Origin of the sequence: Salinibacterium sp. CAN_S4 (assembly GCF_015752305.1) — a bacterium.
GTDB lineage: Bacteria > Actinomycetota > Actinomycetes > Actinomycetales > Microbacteriaceae > Rhodoglobus.
Map to the genome: position 1 here is coordinate 1,227,556 of NZ_JADOVB010000001.1, position 17,929 is coordinate 1,245,484.

Here is a 17,929-nt window from a genome sequence, read left to right on the forward strand (position 1 = left end):
CAGTGTGGACGGTGGATGATCTGCGTTCAAGTGCTATTCACGCACATCCAATGTGCGTTATCGCGCAGGGGGCAACAGTTCGGCTGCGCGAGAACGCACCTCGCTCTTGAGCGCATCCCGCACCACACGCACGGCATCGACGGCCAGGCTGTCTTTGCGCACCGACAGCGAGAACTGCAGCCGGAAATCGACCTCGCGCGGGAGCACACCGACGAGCCGATCGTCCGGCTCCGCCATGAACGCGTGCAGCAGGCCGATGCCCGCTCCCTGCCTGGTCGCCTCGAGCTGGGCGAACACGTTCGTGGAGCCGAAGCCGACGCGCATGCCGCTCAGCACGGGGGCCAGGTCGAGGTCGCGCACCGTGAGCAGGGCATCCACATAAAAGATGAGCGGATGCCGCTCCAGGTCGGCCAGCGATTCGATCGGTGGGTGCGCCGCCAGGTAGGAGGGTGTGGCGTACAACCGCAGCGCGTAGGGCGCGAGGGGTTCTGCCGTGAGCCTGGAGCTCGCGGCGGACCCGATCGTCACCGCGATGTCGTAGCCGGAACCGCGCAGGCTCAGCGGGCTCGTCGCCGTCACGAGCTCGATGGCGATACCGGGATGCTGCGCCTGCACCCTGGCCAGGCATGGTGTAACGAACGTGGTTCCGAAGCCCTCTGGCGCCACGATCCGCACGGTGCCCCGCACGCCGTCGCTGCCGCCGGATGCCGCACCGAGCACCTGTTCGACGACGTGCTCGAGCGGAGCAGCCCTCGCCGCCACATCCCGGCCGATCGCGGTCAACTCCCAGCCGTCGGCCCCACGGTCGAGCAGCCTGACGCCGAGCGCCGCCTCCAGTCGGTCCAGCCTGCGGCGCACGGTGGTGTGGTCCACGCCCAGCAGGGTGGCCGCAGAGACCAGGCGGCCTGACCGCGCCACGGCCAGGAGGTATCGCAGATCGTCGGTGCTGACATCCAGCGGATCCGGACCGTGCGCGCTCATGGACTCACCATAGTGTCGGCCGGGAGCGGCCGTTCTCGGTCAGGGTGGTTCGTGGCCGCAGTGTCCGCGGACCGTGGCACACTGCGGACATGGATCCTCTCCTGACACTCATCCTCGGTCTCGCGATCGGTCTCGTACTCGGTCTCGTGGTGGGGCTGCTGGTCGCGCGCGGCCGCTCGACGGTTGTCGATCCTGCGCTCCTGGAGGCCAGGCACACCGCCGCACTCACGCAACTGCAGGCCGACGAGCGAGCGGTCCAGTCGAGACTCATCGCCGATCATGCGGCCATGCAGGCTCGGTCCGATGCCCTCGGCGAGCAGGTCGACGCGCTGCGGGCGCAGTATCGCGAGCTCGTCGAACGCCACAGGGCGGATGCCCAGGCCCAGGTCGACCGCGACCAGCGCGAGTCCAGGGTGCTGCAGGCCCTCACCCCCGTGCAGGAGTCTCTGCGCACGATGCAGCAGAAGGTGACGGAGCTCGAGACGCAGCGCAGCCAGCAGCACGGCGAACTCGCGGAGCAGCTCAAGCACACCCAGGCCGCCGGGGAGCAGATCAGGATGACCACCGAATCGCTCGCGTCGGCCCTGCGCAGCAACTCCACCCGAGGGGTGTGGGGTGAGACGCAGTTGCGCAATGTCGTGCAGGCAGCCGGACTGATCGAACGCGTCGACTTCGACCTCCAGCGCAGCGTGTCGAGCGACTCCGGCGCCGGCCGCCCCGACATGGTCGTGCATCTGCCCGGCGGCAAGAACATCGCGGTCGACGCGAAGGTGCCGTTCACGGCCTACCTCGAGGCGAGCCAGATCCCGGTGACCGCGACCGCGACCGGCGAGGAGGGCGCTCGGCGTGACGTGCTGCTGAAGCAGCACGTGAAGGCCCTCCGTGCCCACATCGACGCCCTGGCGAGCAAGGCGTACTGGGCGGGGCTGGATGCCTCACCCGAGCTCGTGATCGCGTTCATCCCGAGCGAATCCCTCGTGGCATCCGCCCTCGATGCCGACCCCGGCATCATGGACTACGCCTTCAGCAAGCGCGTAGCCCTCGCCTCGCCGGTCACTCTGTGGTCTGTGCTGAAGACGATCGCGTTCTCGTGGCAGCAGGATGTGCTGACCGACCAGGCCAAGACCCTGTTCGATCTCAGCAAAGAGCTGTACCAGCGGCTTTCCACCCTGTCGGAGCACGCCGATAAGCTCCGCCGCTCCATCGACTCGACCGTCACGAGCTACAACCAGTTCGCGAACTCGCTGGAGTCGAGGGTGCTCGTCACCGCTCGCAAGCTCAGCGCCCTCGACGAATCCAAGATCATCGGCGCCCCGGTGATGATCGACCAGTCCCCCCGGCAGCTCACCGCCGCCGAACTGGAACTCGTCGAGACCGAATAGCCAGTCGACTCAGTCGAGCCACTTCTCGGCGAGGTGGTCGGCGTGCACCCGGCGGATCGTGCCGGAGTGCGAACGCAGCACGATGCTTTCGGTCCGGATGATCGGGCCGAGCCGCTTCACGCCGCCGACCAGGTTGCCGTCGGTCACCCCCGTCGCCACAAAGAAGGTGTTGTCGCTCGTGACGAGCCCGTCGGCGTCGTAGACGTGGTCGAAGAGCAGCCCGGCATCCATTCCCCGCTGGCGTTCGTCGTCGGTCTGCGGGTGCAGAATCGTCTGCATGTAGCCGTCGATCGCCTTCACGGCGCACGCCGTCGCCACTCCCTCAGGGCTGCCGCCAATGCCGACGCACATGTCGATCCGCGTGCCGTACAGGCACGCGTTGATGCCCCCGGCAACGTCCCCATCGAGCATCAGTCTCGTGCCCGCACCCGTCGCGCGGATGTCGAGGATGAGTTGTTCGTGGCGAGGCCGGTCGAGAACGGCGACCACGATCTCGTCGACCGGCTTGCCCTTGGCTTCGGCAAAGGCGCGGATATTGTCGGCAATCGGCAGTCGGATGTCGATGACCCCGCGACCTTCGGCACCGGTGACGATCTTGTCCATGTAGAAGACTGTGGAAGCATCGAGCATGCTGCCCCGGTCAGACACCGCGATCATGGAGATCGCGTTGCGTCGACCGGACGCCGTCAGCGAGGTGCCGTCGATCGGGTCGACCGCGATGTCGCAGGCCGGGCCATTGCCCGTTCCGACATGCTCGCCGTTGAACAGCATGGGCGCATGATCCTTCTCCCCCTCACCGATGACGACGAGTCCGTCGAAGTCGACGGTGCCGAGGAACTTGCGCATGGCATCCACCGCAGCGCCGTCGGCGCCGAGCTTGTCACCCTTGCCGATGAAGGGCACGGCGCGGATGGCCGCGGCCTCCGTGGCGCGCACCAACTCGAGAGCGAGGTTGCGGTCGGGGTGGAGAAAAAGCGTTCCGGTTTCTGAGTTCACCTGGGCATCCTTAGTGGAGATCTGTCGACTGGGACGCGCCGGTGGTGGTCGGCACGGCCCCAGCCTACCCAAGCCGAAGCGGCCAGCGTGGTTCGCGGCCGCGCAAAAGGGGTAGATAGAATCGTCCCGAGCCGGACCAGAGCGGTGATCGGTGCCGTACGAGGAGAGACCACAATGCCTGTCGCAACCCCAGACCAGTACGCCGAGATGCTCGATAAGGCGAAGTCGCGCGGGTTCGCCTACCCGGCCATCAACGTCTCATCGTCGTCCACCATCAACTCCGTGCTGCAGGGGCTCAGCGAAGCGGGCTCCGACGGCATCATCCAGGTCACCACCGGTGGCGCCGATTATTTCGCCGGCCAGACCGTCAAGGCCCGCGCCTCCGGCGCCCTCGCGTTCGCCGCCTTCGTTACCGAGGTCGCCAAGAACTACCCGGTCACCGTCGCACTGCACACCGACCACTGCCCGAAGGACGCCCTCGACGGATTCGTCATACCGCTGATCGCGGCATCCGAAGCCGAGGTCAAGGCCGGTCGCAACCCGATCTTCCAGTCGCACATGTGGGACGGATCGGCCGTGCCCCTCGAGGAGAACCTCGAGATCGCCAGGACGCTGCTGCCCCGCATGAAGGCGATCAACTCCATCCTCGAGGTCGAGATCGGCGTGGTCGGTGGCGAGGAAGACGGCGTCAGCCATGACATCAACGACAGCCTGTACACGACTCTGGATGACGTCATCGCGACGGTCGAAGCCCTCGGCATGGGCGAGCAGGGCCGCTACATCGCCGCTCTCACCTTCGGAAACGTGCACGGCGTGTACAAGCCCGGCAACGTGAAGCTGCGGCCGGAGTTGCTCGGCGAGATCCAGGCCGGCATCGCCGCGAAGTACGGAACCGCAGCCAAGCCGCTCGACCTCGTGTTCCACGGCGGCTCGGGTTCCACCGACGACGAGATCGCGACCGCCGTCGCAAACGGTGTCATCAAGATGAACATCGACACCGACACCCAGTACGCGTTCAGCCGCTCGATCGCCGACACCGTGCTGAAGAACTATGACGGCTTCCTCAAGGTCGACGGCGAGGTCGGCAACAAAAAGATCTACGACCCCCGCGCCTGGGGCAAGATCGCCGAAACCGCCATGGCGCAGCGCGTCATCGAAGCGACCAGGCAGCTCGGCTCGGCCGGTCACTCCGGCAACTAGCAGTCCCCGGCCCGGCTGGCCGCCCGTGGCGGTCGGCCCGGGCGGTCAGCTTGTGCGATCACTCGAGTCGACGGTGAACGACAGGCGCAACAGATCACGCGTGTCGATGGTGAGGTCGTCCACCGCGGTCCTCAAAGCCAGGTAGTGCGGCGCGAGGTGCATGATGCGCCTGCCCTCCGGTAGCGCCATGTCGAGGCTGACGCCCACGGCGGTCGTGGCATCCGGCCCCTTACGCAGTTCGACCATGAGAGAGCCCCTGTCGGTACCAGGGGTGTCGAGGATGGCGCGCAGCATGCCCCGCAGTGCCGCGCGCTGGGCGTGGTCGAGGCGCCGGGCCCTGTGGTCGGGGTCGACGATGACGAGTCGTGAATCGCTCGCGATGGAGTCGAGCCAGCTGATGTTCGACTGGGTGACCAGGTCGTCCCTCAACCGTCGTGCGAGCTGCCCGGCGAGCGCCCGGTCGGCCGCGGAGATCCGCCCCGCCAAAATGATCGACTGCAGAAACGGCACGGCGCGTGAGGTGAGTTGGGCGACCGAGGCTTTTTCGGCCTCGATGGCGGCCTCGTCCCTGACGGTCTGGCCCGCCACCATCAGGCCAGACGAACTCTCCAGCATCCGCAACATCGTCGAGACCACCGTGTGGGAGAACACCGCTGTGGCGGCAAGGCCGAGGGCCGGCTGGTAGGCGCTCACCAGCGCGATGCCGATCGGCCCCCACCGTTCGAAACCGGTGTGCAGGATCGCCACCGATCCGATGACGGCGACCACGGTCGCCACTCCCCCGATGATCAGCACCATCCGGGCCGAAATGTAGGGCGCGAGTGAGGCGAACGCGAGAGCGAGAGTACCGGGTGCCCACCAGAACTCGACAGCCAGCGAGGTGCGGGAATAGTCAGCGGCAGACACCAACATGCCGACGACCGACGGCACGATCGCCAGGGCGCTGATCTCCCAGCCGATCGGCTGCCGAAGGGGCCTCGTGGCCGAGTGCACAATCACTCCGCTGCTCGAACACAGCAGCACGGCGACGATCTGCACCCAGGGCCGCTCCGACACGCCCCAGTTTGCTATCACCAGGATGGTCGAATAGACGAAAGCGAAGGTCGCGAGCGACAGTGGCACGAGCGGACCCGTGAACCAGCTCAACGGGTCGACATGCTGGGCCGACAGGATCGGCTTGCCGCTACGCGTGGCCATGGGTCGATTCCGGATGCGCGGTGACGATCTCGAGCACGGGAGCAGAAAGTACGACCGACGTCCCTGCTCCGGGCGAGGACCAGATCCGCGCGGTGCCGCCGGCGGCGGTCATCCTCTCGATGACGGCGACACGCACACCCAACCGGTCGTCGGCGATGACGTCGGGGTCGAATCCCGCTCCCTGGTCGCTGACGACGATCGTCACATCGGTGGCGGTGTAGGCGATGTCGATGTCAGCGACCACGGAACCGGAGTGCCTCAACACATTTTCAAGACAGGCCCGGAGGACATCGACGATGGTCGCGGCGACCTCGGGAGAAATGCGGTAGATGCCCTGGCCTGAGCCCGTGACATGAACCGTCAGCCCTCGCCACTGCAGGTCGCTTACCATCAGCATCACCTGGTTGCGCAGCTCGGCATCGGATTCGTCGACGACGGTGCCCTCAGTCGCGCGCAGCCACTCCGCGCTCGTGAGAGTCTCGATATCCTCGCTGAGCCGATCGACGATTCTCTTGTCGAGCAGATCGGGACCGTTCATGACGAGCGCGAGATCGTTGAGGAGGGTGTCATGGACCACCGCTGAGGTCCTGGACCTCCGCTTCTCCTCCTCGGTGAGCCGCAGGGTCTCCCGCGCGAGCTCGTCGAAGGCAGGCACGAGCCGCCGCTGGCTGCGCTGGATGGCACCGAGCACCATATAGACCACCGCGTACAGCAGGAATGCCAGCAGCGGCCCCCCACCCGTGACCACGGGCACCCCGCCGATGAGAGCGACGACAACACTGACGACACACGACACGATGAACCCGACGGAGGTCCACAGCAGGCCGGTGATCCATGTGCTGCTGATCGCCCCGATCATCACGAGCGATACTGCCGGCCTGTTCACCACGAAGAAGGCCTCACTGATGAAGGCCGGGTAGGCCGCGAGCAGCGACAGTTCGTAAGCGACGGCACACACCGAGCCCACCGCGAGGAAGGTCAGCGCGAGCCCCACCGTCGGCTTCCATGCCGCGATGAGGGCGATCGTGAGCATAACGCCAAGCAGCAGGAACGGCAGGAGCATCGAACCGACCAGCCCGTTCTCCACGGCGAATTCGGCCAGGATCGGGAAGGTGAGGATGAGGCTGACGGCGTTGACCACCCACACTCCGCGGGAGATCCCACTGGAGACCACTCGCGCCGCAACATCACGGGGCAGGACGGCAACTCTCACGGCTCATTCCTGCTCGTCGGAGGTTGTTAGGGGCTGGTCCTTAGGGGCTGGACTGCTGCATAGCGTAGTCCGCGAACGCCGGATCGGATATAACGACCACCAGCAGGCAGACGCAGACGATGACGAAAGCGAGCACGCCGGCAGAGAGGGGAACCCAGAATGCGATCCTGTTGCGTCTCAGCCTCCACAGTCCGCCCGCGACACCCACCACCAGCACCACAACTCTCGCCACGTTGATCGCGGTGCCCATGTCGGCGGCGAGTTGGTCGCTCGTAAACGTGCCGATGCCCTGCTGTTCGAAAAGGTCGCGCAGGATCGGGGCGAGCTCGCCGAATCGTGCGAACGACCCGACCACGTCGAGCACACCGACGAGCATGAGGGCGGTCGTGAGGGCCACGTCCCAGGTGCGGCGCTTGCGAGTGGGTTCGACAGGCTGGTCGGGGGCCGCCGGGAGGGCCACTTCGGCCGGGGTGGGGGCGATCGGGATGCTCCCCGCCGGCGCGTACTCGCCGTATTTGGGCCTGGGTCGGTCGTCAGTCATTGACGACCACGTCGTCCGAGGCGATGGCGGCCTTCTGCCAGTCGAGCTGCCGGATGCGGCCACCGAGGGCTCGTTCATCCGGATTGCCCGCGGCATCCTTGCGCAGCTCCTTCGGCAGGGAGAACATCAGGTCCTCCTCGGCCGTCACGACCTGGCTGACGTCGCCGTAGCCCGCGTCCGCGAGGTCGTCCAGCACTTCCTGAACGAGAACCTCCGGCACGGATGCCCCGCTCGTGACCCCGACGGTGTTGACGCCGTCGAGCCACTCCTGCCGGATCTCGCTCGCGTAGTCGACGCGGTAGGCGGCTGCCGCACCGTACTCGAGCGCGACATCCACGAGCCTGACCGTGTTGGAGCTGTTCGCGCTGCCGACGACGATCACGAGGTCGGCATCCTGTGCCACCTTCTTGATCGCGACCTGGCGGTTCTGCGTGGCGTAACAGATGTCGTCGCTCGGCGGATCCTGCAGGGTCGGGAACCTCTCGCGCAACAGTCTGACCGTCTCCATCGTCTCGTCGACGCTGAGGGTGGTCTGGGAGAGCCAGACGAGGTTGTCGGGGTTCTTCACGACGATGTTGGCGACGTCGGCCGGGCTGGTGACGAGAGTCGTGCGCTCCGGCGCGTGTCCCATCGTGCCCTCGACCTCCTCGTGGCCGGTGTGGCCGATGAGGAGGATTTCGAAGTCGTCCCTGGCGAATCTGGTGGCTTCCCTGTGCACCTTCGTGACGAGCGGGCAGGTCGCGTCGATAGTCTGCAGCTCGCGATCGGCGGCACCCTTGACGACAGCGGGCGATACGCCGTGGGCGCTGAACACGACGTGGGCGCCGACGGGGACCTCGCCGACCTCGTCGACGAAGATGGCGCCCTTCTGCTCGAGGGTCGTCACGACGTGGATGTTGTGCACGATTTGCTTGCGCACGTACACGGGCGCACCGAAGTTCTCGAGAGCTTTCTCGACGGCGATCACCGCGCGGTCGACTCCGGCGCAGTATCCCCGCGGTGCCGCGAGAAGCACGCGCTTGCCGCCAGCCACCGGACGGTTTTCCAGCCGGTTGCGCAGTACAGGAATGCGCGGCATCTCGAGATCCGAGACATTGCCGTTCGAGATGGTAGTCACACAGGCGATTCTACCGGTGGCTGGCTGGGAGCGTTCGGGCGTCGGCGCCGCCAGCTACCCTTGGCAGCATGTCGATCGAGCTTCCCCCGCCCACGGCCGACGCACCCTGGGGGGTCGCGGTCTTCGCTGGCAAAGTCCGCGGCTGGATCGAACGACTCGGCACCGCGTGGGTCGAGGGAGAGATCACCCAGTGGGGGGTGTCTGGCGGAAACGTCTACGGCAAGCTCAAAGACGTCGACGAAGATGCGACCATCTCGTTCACCATCTGGTCTACGGTCAAATCCCGGCTGCCGGCCGACCTGAAGCAGGGCGACAGGGTCGTCGCGCTCGTCAAGCCGAACTACTGGGTCAAGGGCGGAACGCTCTCGATGCAGGTGTTCGAGATGAAGCACGTCGGGCTGGGCGACCTTCTCGAGCGCCTCGAACGACTTCGGCAGAAGCTCAGCGCGGAGGGGCTGTTCGACCGCCGTCGGCCGCTACCTTTCCTGCCGGGCTGCATCGGCCTCGTGACCGGAAAAGACAGCGACGCTGAGAAAGATGTGCTCCGCAACGCCCAGTTGCGCTGGCCTGCCGTCAGGTTCAGGGTCGTCCATGCTGCGGTGCAGGGCGACCGGGCCGTCGGCGAAGTGATCTCGGCCATGAGGACTCTGGATGCCGACCCCGAGGTCGACGTCATCATCGTGGCGCGCGGCGGCGGTGACTTCCAGAACCTGCTCGTGTTCAGTGACGAGTCCCTGCTGCGCGTGGCCGCGGCTCTCTCGACACCGTTGGTGAGCGCGATCGGACATGAGGCGGACCGGCCGATGCTCGACGATGTGGCTGACCTGCGGGCATCCACCCCCACTGATGCCGCCAAGCGCGTGGTGCCCGACGTCAGCGACGAACTGGCGCGGGTGCAGCAGGCCAGGAGCGGAATGCGGCTGCGCGTCACGCAGCGCATCTCGACGGAGGTCGACAGGCTCGAAGCGCTCAGGTCACGACCCGTACTGGCGAACCCCGTCTCGATGATCGACTCGAGATCGGAAGAGCTCACGCGATACGTCGCGAGGAGCCACGAGCTGATCGAGCGACGACTCGAGCGGGCGCACACCGGTGTCGCCGAACTCACCGGCCAGTTGCGGGCCCTCTCCCCCCAGCGCACTCTCGAGCGTGGTTACGCGATCGCGCAGCTCCCCGACGGAACAGCGGTCAGGGACGCCGCGGTCGCACCGGAAGGCACACGACTGGTGCTCACGGTCGCCGTCGGCAGGCTCGCTGCGACAGTCACCGAAGCACCGATCACCGCACAGAAGTCCAGCGGCGAAGCCAGCGACTCCGGTCGCGGATAGACTGAAATCGTGGCTGCCGAACCGAAGAATGACGTGAGCGCCCTCAGCTATGAGGCGGCGCGTGACGAGTTGATCCGCGTTGTCGGCGAGCTCGAGCATGGGTCATCCAGTCTCGAGCAATCACTGGCCCTGTGGGAACGCGGCGAGGCTCTCGCCACCCGCTGCGAGGAGTGGCTCATCGGGGCGAGAGCCAGGCTGGATGCCGCTCGCAGCTCGACCACGACGACCGAATAGGCTGCGAACCATGGCTCAAAAAGAACCCGCCATCGTCGCCGAACTCGGCAGGCCGGAAACTCCCGATGAGACCGCAGCACGCAAGGCGGAAAACTCCCGCAAGCATCGCGCCAACCAGACGGCGCTGAACCTCGTCGGCGCCACTATCGCGTCGCTCGCCATCGTCGCGTTCCTGATCATCGTCGTCGTTCGGCCGGCACCGGCGCCGGCTGAATCCATCGACTACGTCACGGTCGCGAGCCAGGCACAGGTCAACAGCGAAGAGCCGCTGCTGGCGCCCGCGCTTCCCCCCAGCTGGACGGCCAATGCCGCACGATTCGAATCGCGCGAGCAGGTGCCCACCTGGTACATCGGATTCGTGACGCCCGATACACAGTTCATCGCGCTCAACCAGGGGATCGACGCCAACCCCACCTGGGAGGCGGCGGTTCTGAACAACTCGACGGAAACAGGCTCGATCGACATCGATGGTGTTACCTGGACCGAGTACGATCAGCGCGACTCAAGCTCGCCAGGCAATTTCGCGTATTCTCTTGCCACGACATCGGGAGGAAGCACCATCGTGCTCCATGGAACGGCAGAACAGTCCGAATTCGAAGCCCTCGCCACGGCACTCGCCGCCGAGTTGACGCAGCAGTGACCAACTCGACAGTGACAGATACTGCCATACCTGAATCGCGCCGCACCCCGGCAAAGGTCTGGGAAGAGATGGTGCGCGGCAACGAGCGTTTCGTTCGGGGTGAGCCGCTTCATCCTCGACAGGATGTCGAACGGCGGGAAGCACTTGTCGGCCAGCAGACGCCGCACGCAGCACTCTTCGGGTGCAGCGACTCCAGACTCGCCGCCGAGATCATCTTCGACAAGGGCATCGGTGACCTGTTCGTCGTCAGAAACGCCGGACAGATCATCTCGGATTCGGTGATCGGCTCGCTCGAGTACGCCGTGAGTGTGCTCGATGTGCCGCTCATCGTCGTGCTCGGCCATGACAGCTGTGGCGCTGTGCTTGCCGCCATCGAATCCCAGGGTGCGGAGGCACCCCAGCTTCCCCCGCACATCAAATCCCTGATCTCGAAAATCGTCCCCGCCGTGCGCAGGGTCGGTGGAACCTCCGGCGTTCTCGACCTCGATGCCATCGACTCGCAGGATGTCGGCCGCGAGCACCTGCGTGACACCATCGCCGACCTGCTCGAGAACTCGGAACTCATCAGCGACGCCGTTGCCGCGGGTACTCTTGCAGTGGTGGGAGCGAACTACCGGCTGCTCGAAGGCAAGGCAGTTCCCGACATCATCGTCGGCATGGTCTGATTCTCCGCCCCTCGCACTACCTACCAGGTACGATCGGCCGCCGAAGCAGGGCGGCCCACAGAGAAAGTCGACACAGCGCCGTGAGCAGCCCCACCACCCCAGACGGACAGTTCAGAATCGAACACGACACCATGGGCGATGTGCTCGTGCCGGTCCATGCGCTGTACGGCCCGCAGACACAGCGTGCGGTCGAGAACTTCCCGATCTCCGGCTCCGGCCTCGAGGCCGCGCAGATCGTGGCGCTGGCCAGGATCAAGCGGGCGGCGGCCATCGCCAATGCCGAGCTGGGCATCCTGGACGGCGGCATCTCGGCCGCGATCGTCTCCGCCGCCGACACGCTGATCGCTGGGGAGCACCACGACCAGTTCCCGGTGGACACGTACCAGACGGGCAGTGGGACGTCCTCGAACATGAACATGAACGAGGTGCTCGCGAATCTGGCCACCACCTCGCTCGGCGCGAACGTGCATCCCAACGACCACGTCAACATGTCGCAGTCGTCGAACGATGTGTTCCCCACCTCGGTGCACCTCGCCGTGACCGGCGCTCTGCTCCACGACCTCATCCCCGCTCTCGAGCACCTCGCTTCCTCTCTCGACGTCAAGGCCGAGCTCTGGAAAGACGCCGTCAAGGCCGGCCGCACTCACCTCATGGATGCGACTCCCGTCACCCTCGGCCAGGAGTTCTCGGGCTACGCCCGCCAGATCCGCCTCGGGATCGAGCGCGTCAACTCGACCATCGTCAGGGTCGCCGAAGTGCCCCTCGGTGGCACGGCCACCGGCACGGGTATCAATACCCCTCTCGGTTTCCCGCAACGCGTCATCGCCGTTCTCGCTGAGGATTCCGGCCTTCCCATCACCGAGGCTCTCGACCACTTCGAAGCGCAGGGTGCTCGAGACGGTCTCGTGGAGGCCTCCGGCGCGCTCCGTGTGCTGGCGGTGTCCCTTACCAAGATCTGCAACGACCTGCGCTGGATGGGATCGGGGCCGAACACCGGTCTCGGCGAGCTGAGCATCCCCGACCTGCAGCCGGGATCATCCATCATGCCGGGCAAGGTCAATCCGGTGATCCCCGAGGCCGTGCTCATGGTCGGCGCCCGCGTCATCGGCAACGATGCGACGATCGCGTGGGCCGGGGCATCCGGAGCCTTCGAACTGAACGTCGCCATCCCCGTGATGGGAACCGCGCTGCTCGAGTCGATCCGCCTTCTGGCAAACTCCTCGGTAGCACTCGCCGATAAGACCATCGATGGCCTCGAGGCGAACCTCGACCGCGCCCGCGCACTGGCCGAATCGTCACCATCGATCGTCACTCCGCTCAACAAGATCATCGGCTACGAGGCCGCAGCGAAGATCGCGAAGCATTCCGTCGCCGCCGGCCTGACCGTGCGTGAGGCCGTGATCGACCTCGGCTTCGTCGAACGCGGCGAAGTGACGCTCGAACAGCTGGACGTGGCCCTCGACGTCATGTCGATGACCCACCCCGGCTAGCGCTCGAGCAGCACGGCAACCCAGAAGCCCGCGAGCATGAACGGGCCGAAGGGAATGCGGATGCCCCGCCGGCCGCGCCCGGCGACAAGGACGACAACGGACACGACCCCTCCGGCCAGAAATGCCACGACGGGCGACGCAATCGCCGTATCGAGCCCCAGCATGCCTGCCGACAGTCCCAGCGCTCCGGCGAGCTTCACATCGCCCATGCCCATGCCGCCCGCGACGCTCAGGGCGAACATGAACGCGAGATAGGTGACCCCGGAGAGAATTGCCACGAGCGGGAACTGCGACGACTGCACGGCCTGGATGCCGAGAGCAACGGCCGCTACCGGGTAGGCGGGCAGCTGGAGTCGGTTCGGCAGCCGGTGATGACGCAGGTCAGACTCGCACAACGCGGGGGTGATGGCCGCGAGATACAGCAGCGGCAGGGATTGCGGGCCCGTGCCCACCAGGAGCACCGCGGCGACAGCGAGTGCGACCGCGGCGGGTATCTGCCACAGGGTCGAGCGCGCGAACACCGGGGAGGCCGTGGTCATCCCCAGAAGCTAGCGCGGGAGCCGCCGGCATCCTGCGAGAATTCCACAGGCGCGGAAGGCCACACGCTCGGAATGCCCTGACAGCGGATGCCCTACTCGACGACAGCGACCTCGGGAACGGCGTTGCCCGCGAGGTTCTGCACGACCCGCTCGCCGACGGGCCCCGACAGTTCGATGGGGATCAGCACGGAACTGGTCACCACTCCCTCCAGCGGGCAGCCTGCAACATGATCGGGCGCCGCCCCGGTGAGCGGATCGCGGAGCCCGTAGTAGACAGCGATCTGGATCGCCGTCTCGGACTCGAGCACCACGACCTGTCGCGGTATGCACAGCAGCGGTCCCCGCACATTTACCACGAGATTGGATGCGCCGACCGGGCTCACCGTGCCATCACCCGGAGAACCGACATATCCGGGCATGTTCGCATCACCGAGGATAGAGAAGGCGGACAGCGCCCGCAGATACTCCGGTCGCCCGTCGTCGAAACGCTGGAACCCGAGGATGGGCTCGTCGACGAATCCCGCCGGAGGAGCGTCGAGCGGGCTGACCGCCCGATCCACGAGGGTGGGAGTCGGTGAGCCCCACATCTGCTCAACGGCGGTCACGGGAGGCCCTGGCCGCGGTTGGCGGGCAAGATCGGCGGAATAGGCGGAACCGGCGACGACCAGCAGGCCGAGCACACCCACGCCGGACAGGAATCGTCGCCATCCATAGGCCGCACCGCTGGGCTCATGGGCACCGGGGTTCGATACGAGCCAGGCCGAGAGGGTTCGCCACTGTGACCGCGGTGCGAAAAGTCCCCACAGGAACACAATCCCCAACGTCACCGCAAGGGCCCCGATTACCCAACTCACAAATAGACCCTATGCGGTCTTCTGTGAATCGGATAATGCGACCCCTGCGGCGCGCAGGGTCAGGCTCGAATCAGGCCAGTTCGTTCGACTCGAGCAGATCGGTGACGAGAGCGGCGATCGCGGAACGTTCGGATCGGGTGAGCGTGATGTGCCCGAAGAGGGAGTGGCCCTTGAGAGTTTCGATCACCGAGGCGACCCCATCGTGGCGGCCGACCCGCAGGTTGTCGCGCTGGGCGACGTCGTGCGTGAGCACGACCCTGGAGTTCTGGCCGATGCGGCTGAGCACCGTGAGCAGCACATTGCGCTCGAGGGATTGGGCTTCATCCACGATCACGAACGCGTCATGCAGCGACCGCCCGCGGATGTGGGTCAGGGGCAGCACCTCGAGGATGCCGCGATCGAGCACCTCGTCGAGCACATTCTGCGACACGACCGAACCGAGAGTGTCGAACACCGCCTGGGCCCAGGGGTTCATCTTCTCCGAGGCATCACCCGGAAGGAACCCGAGCTCCTGGCCGCCCACAGCATAGAGCGGCCGGAAGACCATGATCTTGCGGTGCTGCTGCTTCTCGAGCACGGCCTCGAGACCCGCACACAGGGCGAGCGCCGACTTTCCCGTTCCCGCACGACCGCCGAGCGAGACGATGCCGATATCGGGGTTGAGCAGCATGTCGATGGCGAGTCGCTGCTCGGCCGACCGGCCATGCAGCCCGAAGATGTCCCGGTCTCCGCGCACGAGATTCATCTCGCCCCTCGCCGAGACCCGGCCGAGAGCCGAACCGCGATCGGAGTGGATGATCAGTCCCGTGTTCACGGGAAGGTCTTCGATCACCCGCGAATGCAGGGACTCGTTCTCATAGAGCTGGGCCATCTGGCCCGACGACAGGTCGATATCCTGCTGGCCCGTCCACCCGGAATCCACGGCGAGTTCTGCCCGGTACTCCTCCGCGGCAAGCCCGATGGATGCCGCCTTCACACGCAACGGGAGATCCTTCGAGACGACGGTGACGGCGAGTCCGTCGTTGGCCAGGTTCAGCGCGACAGCGAGGATCCGGGAGTCGTTGTCTCCGAGCTGGAGCCCCGACGGCAACACAGACATGTTGGAGTGGTTGAGCTCGACCCGCAGCGATCCGCCATCACCGACGGCGATCGGGAAGTCGAGGCGTTCGTGCTTCACGCGGAGTTCATCGAGATTGCGCAACGCCTGCCTGGCGAAGTAGCCGATCTCGGGATCGTTCCGTTTCGATTCGAGTTCGGTAATCACAATCACCGGGAGCACCACATGGTGTTCGGCGAATCGGAAGATCGATTTCGGATCCGACAGCAGAACCGAGGTATCGAGAACGTAGGTGCGCTCGAGCTGGGATGTGCCAGAGCCTCCCGTTCGCGACTCGTTCAGCTTCGACGTCGGGTTGGTTAGCTCGGCCACGTGCACTCCATCCCCGAGCGCTGTGCGCCCGGATCCAGTCTGCGAAGACGGCCATGGAGTTACGAAGCGAACTTACATGGCCGCCTCGACCAGGCGCCGTGCCTGATAGATCTGACGCTAAACGCTCGCGACCGTGCGCCGCGAATCGACACGCCACCAGAATGTGTCCTGCAGGTAAATCTTGGGCGTCAGACCGAATATGCGACGAGGCTGGCCCTAAGCATGTCAAAGGTCTCGTCGTCGGTCGTGACGTGGGGGCTGAGCCGCACCGTGCCCTGCCTCGTGGTGACCGAGACTCCGTGATTGTGGAGAGCAGCGGTGAATGCGGTCATCCGCTCTGCTGGCGGCCTGATCACGACGATGCCCGCGCGCTCCGGATCATCGCGGGGCGAGACGATCTCGAGCGCGAATTCGTCAGCGAGCGCGATGACCCTCGCCGTGTTCTGTGCGAGGGCGGCGTTGATCGCGGGAACACCCACCTCGGCGATCTCCTCGAGCGCACTGGCAAATCTCGCCTGCGCGATCGGATCGGGGTTGGTCACCTCGAACGCGCCTGCACCCCTGGTCGGCGGTGGCACCTCGTCGAGCGGCATGCCCTCCGCATCGGTGGCGGAGAATCCGGAGAAGACGGGGACGAGACGCTCGGCGGCGCGATCGCTCAGCGCCAGAAAACCGGTGCCCCATCCGGAGCGTGCCCACTTCTGGCCGCCAGACACCACGACGTCAGCCAACGCCCACGGTGCATCCACGACAGTGAAGCCCTGGATGGCGTCGACGATGAGCAGGCGATCTCCGATGACCTCGCGAATGCCTTCGAGGTCGGCGAAGTATCCGGTCCTGAAGTCCACAATGCTGATCGCTACGGCGACCGTGTCGTCAGTGAGCTGGTCGCGCAGGTTGCCCGGGGTCACGCGACCGTGATCGGTCTCGAGCCACAGTGGGGACGCGACTCCGAGAGCCTTCTCGGCCCGCGTGATCGCGAACGGGCTGCTCGGAAATTCGGCGGGGCTGACGGCGACCCTGCCGGTGAGTCCGAACATGACGTGCATGAGCCCCTGGCTCGTGTTGGGCTGGAACACGATCTGGTCAGCCCCGAAGCCGGTCAGTGCCGAGACGGCCTCACGGACGCGCAGGTCTTGTTCCTCCAGAATCGAGAGGGAACCGTATCTTGCCCTGGCGAGCATGCTCATCAGCGCGTATTCCTCGGCCAGAGGGGTCGCGCCGACCGGCGCCCTCCTGGCGAAGTCGAGATAGCCGGGTTCTTCGTCGAACCGTGCTCTGAACTCGACCATCGAGAGGGGCGTGGTCACTGGCCGAACCTCCTGTGACGTCTCGAGTAGTCGCGCAAAGCCCTCAGGAAGTCGACCTCGCGCAGGTCAGGTCCCAGTGCTTCGACGAAGTAGAACTCGCTGTGGGCGCTTTGCCAGATCATGAAGTCGCTGATCCGCTGTTCACCCGACGTACGGATGACCAGATCGGGATCGGGCTGTCCGCCCGTGTAGAGATGTTCGCCGATCAGCTCCGGGGTGAGGATCTCGGCGAGAGCGTCGAGGGTACCGCCCTCGTTCTCGTGCGTCTGGACGATGCTGCGCATCGCATCGGAGATCTCCCGGCGCCCGCCGTAGGCGATGGCGAGGTTCACGTGCAGTCCCGTGTTCGACGTCGTCCGCTCGGCCGCCGCGGTGAGCTGCGCCACGAGGCCGGCCGGCAGCCCATCGGTCGATCCGACGTGCTGGATGCGCCAGTCCCTGAAGTGCGACAGGTCTTCGGCGAGATCACCGATGATCTCGAACAGCCCGTCGAGTTCGGTGGTCGTGCGACCCGTCAGGTTGTCGGTGGAAAGCAGGTAGAGGGTGGCGACCGAGATGCCGAGATCGTCGCACCACTCCAGGAACTCACGGTATTTGGCGGCGCCGGCACGGTGGCCGTGTGCGGCAGTCTCCATCTCGCGGAGCTTCGCCCAGCGGCGATTGCCGTCGATGATCATCGCTACGTGGTGGGGCAGGGTGCCACCCTCGAGGAAGCGGCGCAAACGGTTCTGGTAGAGGCCATACAGAAAGCCTCGACCAAGGGTGTTCTGGCGGTCTTTCACATGCATACGCTAGTCCAAAGTGGGCGTGCAG

At 65.9% G+C, this 17,929-nt stretch carries 18 protein-coding genes; 7 read left to right on the forward strand and 11 right to left on the reverse strand.

Annotated features, from left to right (window positions below; genetic code table 11):
• Positions 1-57 precede the first annotated feature (57 nt).
• Positions 58-981 carry a LysR family transcriptional regulator gene (locus IWX81_RS06075; RefSeq protein WP_199280297.1) on the reverse strand — a complete coding sequence of 308 codons (924 nt, stop codon included), beginning with the start codon at positions 979-981 and terminating at the stop codon, positions 58-60.
• An 89-nt stretch (positions 982-1,070) separates the two neighbouring features.
• On the opposite strand from IWX81_RS06075, the gene rmuC reads away from it, so the two are divergent.
• Positions 1,071-2,363: a DNA recombination protein RmuC gene (gene rmuC / locus IWX81_RS06080; protein WP_199280298.1), complete on the forward strand. Its 1,293-nt coding sequence runs from the start codon at positions 1,071-1,073 to the stop codon at positions 2,361-2,363.
• Between the two features lie 9 nt (positions 2,364-2,372).
• On the opposite strand, the gene glpX is transcribed toward rmuC, so the two are convergent.
• A complete protein-coding gene (gene glpX / locus IWX81_RS06085; RefSeq protein WP_199280299.1) occupies positions 2,373-3,359 on the reverse strand; it encodes a class II fructose-bisphosphatase in 987 nt (328 codons plus the stop codon).
• Positions 3,360-3,533: 174 nt separating this feature from the next.
• Here glpX and fbaA point away from each other — a divergent pair, with 174 nt between their 5' ends.
• A complete protein-coding gene (gene fbaA, locus IWX81_RS06090) occupies positions 3,534-4,559 on the forward strand; it encodes a class II fructose-bisphosphate aldolase (RefSeq protein ID WP_199280300.1) in 1,026 nt (341 codons plus the stop codon).
• 45 nt (positions 4,560-4,604) lie between these two features.
• Here fbaA and IWX81_RS06095 read toward each other — a convergent pair whose 3' ends face one another.
• The 4 genes from IWX81_RS06095 to IWX81_RS06110 are packed head-to-tail and all read right to left on the reverse strand — an operon-like array spanning position 4,605 to position 8,588.
• Positions 4,605-5,756, reverse strand: coding sequence for a hypothetical protein (locus IWX81_RS06095; RefSeq protein ID WP_199280301.1), 1,152 nt, complete (start codon positions 5,754-5,756; stop codon positions 4,605-4,607).
• Positions 5,743-6,969, reverse strand: a complete 1,227-nt coding sequence (locus IWX81_RS06100; protein WP_199280302.1) for a sensor histidine kinase — start codon at positions 6,967-6,969, stop codon at positions 5,743-5,745. The genes IWX81_RS06095 and IWX81_RS06100 overlap by 14 nt, the downstream gene beginning before the upstream one ends.
• 40 nt (positions 6,970-7,009) lie before the next feature.
• Positions 7,010-7,510 carry a DUF6264 family protein gene (locus IWX81_RS06105; RefSeq protein WP_199280303.1) on the reverse strand — a complete coding sequence of 167 codons (501 nt, stop codon included), beginning with the start codon at positions 7,508-7,510 and terminating at the stop codon, positions 7,010-7,012.
• The gene (locus IWX81_RS06110) at positions 7,503-8,588 is read right to left on the reverse strand and encodes a 4-hydroxy-3-methylbut-2-enyl diphosphate reductase (protein WP_199280484.1); all 1,086 of its coding nucleotides are present in this window, start codon (positions 8,586-8,588) and stop codon (positions 7,503-7,505) included. The genes IWX81_RS06105 and IWX81_RS06110 overlap by 8 nt, the downstream gene beginning before the upstream one ends.
• Before the next feature lie 107 nt (positions 8,589-8,695).
• On the opposite strand from IWX81_RS06110, the gene xseA reads away from it, so the two are divergent.
• From xseA to IWX81_RS06135, 5 genes are all read left to right on the forward strand, one after another.
• Positions 8,696-9,955, forward strand: a complete 1,260-nt coding sequence (gene xseA / locus IWX81_RS06115; RefSeq protein WP_199280304.1) for an exodeoxyribonuclease VII large subunit — start codon at positions 8,696-8,698, stop codon at positions 9,953-9,955.
• Between the two features lie 9 nt (positions 9,956-9,964).
• Complete coding sequence (locus tag IWX81_RS06120; RefSeq protein WP_199280305.1) at positions 9,965-10,189, forward strand: exodeoxyribonuclease VII small subunit; 225 nt, start codon at positions 9,965-9,967, stop codon at positions 10,187-10,189.
• A 10-nt stretch (positions 10,190-10,199) separates the two neighbouring features.
• Positions 10,200-10,829 (forward strand): DUF4245 domain-containing protein, encoded by a 630-nt coding sequence (locus tag IWX81_RS06125; protein ID WP_199280306.1) that lies wholly within the window; start codon positions 10,200-10,202, stop codon positions 10,827-10,829.
• A 68-nt stretch (positions 10,830-10,897) separates the two neighbouring features.
• The gene (locus IWX81_RS06130) at positions 10,898-11,494 is read left to right on the forward strand and encodes a carbonic anhydrase (protein WP_199280485.1); all 597 of its coding nucleotides are present in this window, start codon (positions 10,898-10,900) and stop codon (positions 11,492-11,494) included.
• Between the two features lie 131 nt (positions 11,495-11,625).
• The gene (locus tag IWX81_RS06135; protein WP_442977632.1) at positions 11,626-12,984 is read left to right on the forward strand and encodes a class II fumarate hydratase; all 1,359 of its coding nucleotides are present in this window, start codon (positions 11,626-11,628) and stop codon (positions 12,982-12,984) included.
• Here IWX81_RS06135 and IWX81_RS06140 read toward each other — a convergent pair.
• The 5 genes from IWX81_RS06140 to IWX81_RS06160 all read right to left on the reverse strand — a co-directional run bounded on the left by IWX81_RS06140 (position 12,981) and on the right by IWX81_RS06160 (position 17,898).
• On the reverse strand, positions 12,981-13,523 hold the full coding sequence (locus tag IWX81_RS06140; RefSeq protein WP_199280307.1) for a prepilin peptidase: 543 nt from the start codon (positions 13,521-13,523) through the stop codon (positions 12,981-12,983). The two genes, IWX81_RS06135 and IWX81_RS06140, sit on opposite strands and share 4 nt — an antisense overlap.
• Positions 13,524-13,615: 92 nt before the next feature.
• Positions 13,616-14,377 carry a fumarate hydratase gene (locus IWX81_RS06145; protein ID WP_199280308.1) on the reverse strand — a complete coding sequence of 254 codons (762 nt, stop codon included), beginning with the start codon at positions 14,375-14,377 and terminating at the stop codon, positions 13,616-13,618.
• A 70-nt stretch (positions 14,378-14,447) separates the two neighbouring features.
• Positions 14,448-15,776 (reverse strand): PhoH family protein, encoded by a 1,329-nt coding sequence (locus IWX81_RS06150; protein WP_334593354.1) that lies wholly within the window; start codon positions 15,774-15,776, stop codon positions 14,448-14,450.
• A 218-nt stretch (positions 15,777-15,994) separates the two neighbouring features.
• Positions 15,995-17,116 (reverse strand): aminotransferase class V-fold PLP-dependent enzyme, encoded by a 1,122-nt coding sequence (locus IWX81_RS06155; protein ID WP_334593254.1) that lies wholly within the window; start codon positions 17,114-17,116, stop codon positions 15,995-15,997.
• Entirely contained in the window at positions 17,113-17,898 is a 786-nt protein-coding gene (locus IWX81_RS06160) for an isoprenyl transferase (RefSeq protein ID WP_334593256.1), read from the reverse strand. Before IWX81_RS06160 ends, IWX81_RS06155 begins: the two co-directional genes overlap by 4 nt.
• Positions 17,899-17,929: the final 31 nt, after the last annotated feature.

What these genes read in the sequence shown, in the direction of transcription:
- IWX81_RS06135 (WP_442977632.1), top strand. Translation starts at nt 11,626, where the DNA reads ATGGGCGATGTGCTCGTGCCGGTCCATGCGCTGTACGGCCCGCAGACA.
- IWX81_RS06140 (WP_199280307.1), bottom strand. Translation starts at nt 13,523, where the DNA reads ATGACCACGGCCTCCCCGGTGTTCGCGCGCTCGACCCTGTGGCAGATA.
- rmuC (WP_199280298.1), top strand. Translation starts at nt 1,071, where the DNA reads ATGGATCCTCTCCTGACACTCATCCTCGGTCTCGCGATCGGTCTCGTA.
- fbaA (WP_199280300.1), top strand. Translation starts at nt 3,534, where the DNA reads ATGCCTGTCGCAACCCCAGACCAGTACGCCGAGATGCTCGATAAGGCG.
- IWX81_RS06130 (WP_199280485.1), top strand. Translation starts at nt 10,898, where the DNA reads ATGGTGCGCGGCAACGAGCGTTTCGTTCGGGGTGAGCCGCTTCATCCT.
- IWX81_RS06110 (WP_199280484.1), bottom strand. Translation starts at nt 8,588, where the DNA reads ATGCCGCGCATTCCTGTACTGCGCAACCGGCTGGAAAACCGTCCGGTG.
- IWX81_RS06125 (WP_199280306.1), top strand. Translation starts at nt 10,200, where the DNA reads ATGGCTCAAAAAGAACCCGCCATCGTCGCCGAACTCGGCAGGCCGGAA.
- xseA (WP_199280304.1), top strand. Translation starts at nt 8,696, where the DNA reads ATGTCGATCGAGCTTCCCCCGCCCACGGCCGACGCACCCTGGGGGGTC.
- IWX81_RS06075 (WP_199280297.1), bottom strand. Translation starts at nt 981, where the DNA reads ATGAGCGCGCACGGTCCGGATCCGCTGGATGTCAGCACCGACGATCTG.
- IWX81_RS06095 (WP_199280301.1), bottom strand. Translation starts at nt 5,756, where the DNA reads ATGGCCACGCGTAGCGGCAAGCCGATCCTGTCGGCCCAGCATGTCGAC.
- IWX81_RS06105 (WP_199280303.1), bottom strand. Translation starts at nt 7,510, where the DNA reads ATGACTGACGACCGACCCAGGCCCAAATACGGCGAGTACGCGCCGGCG.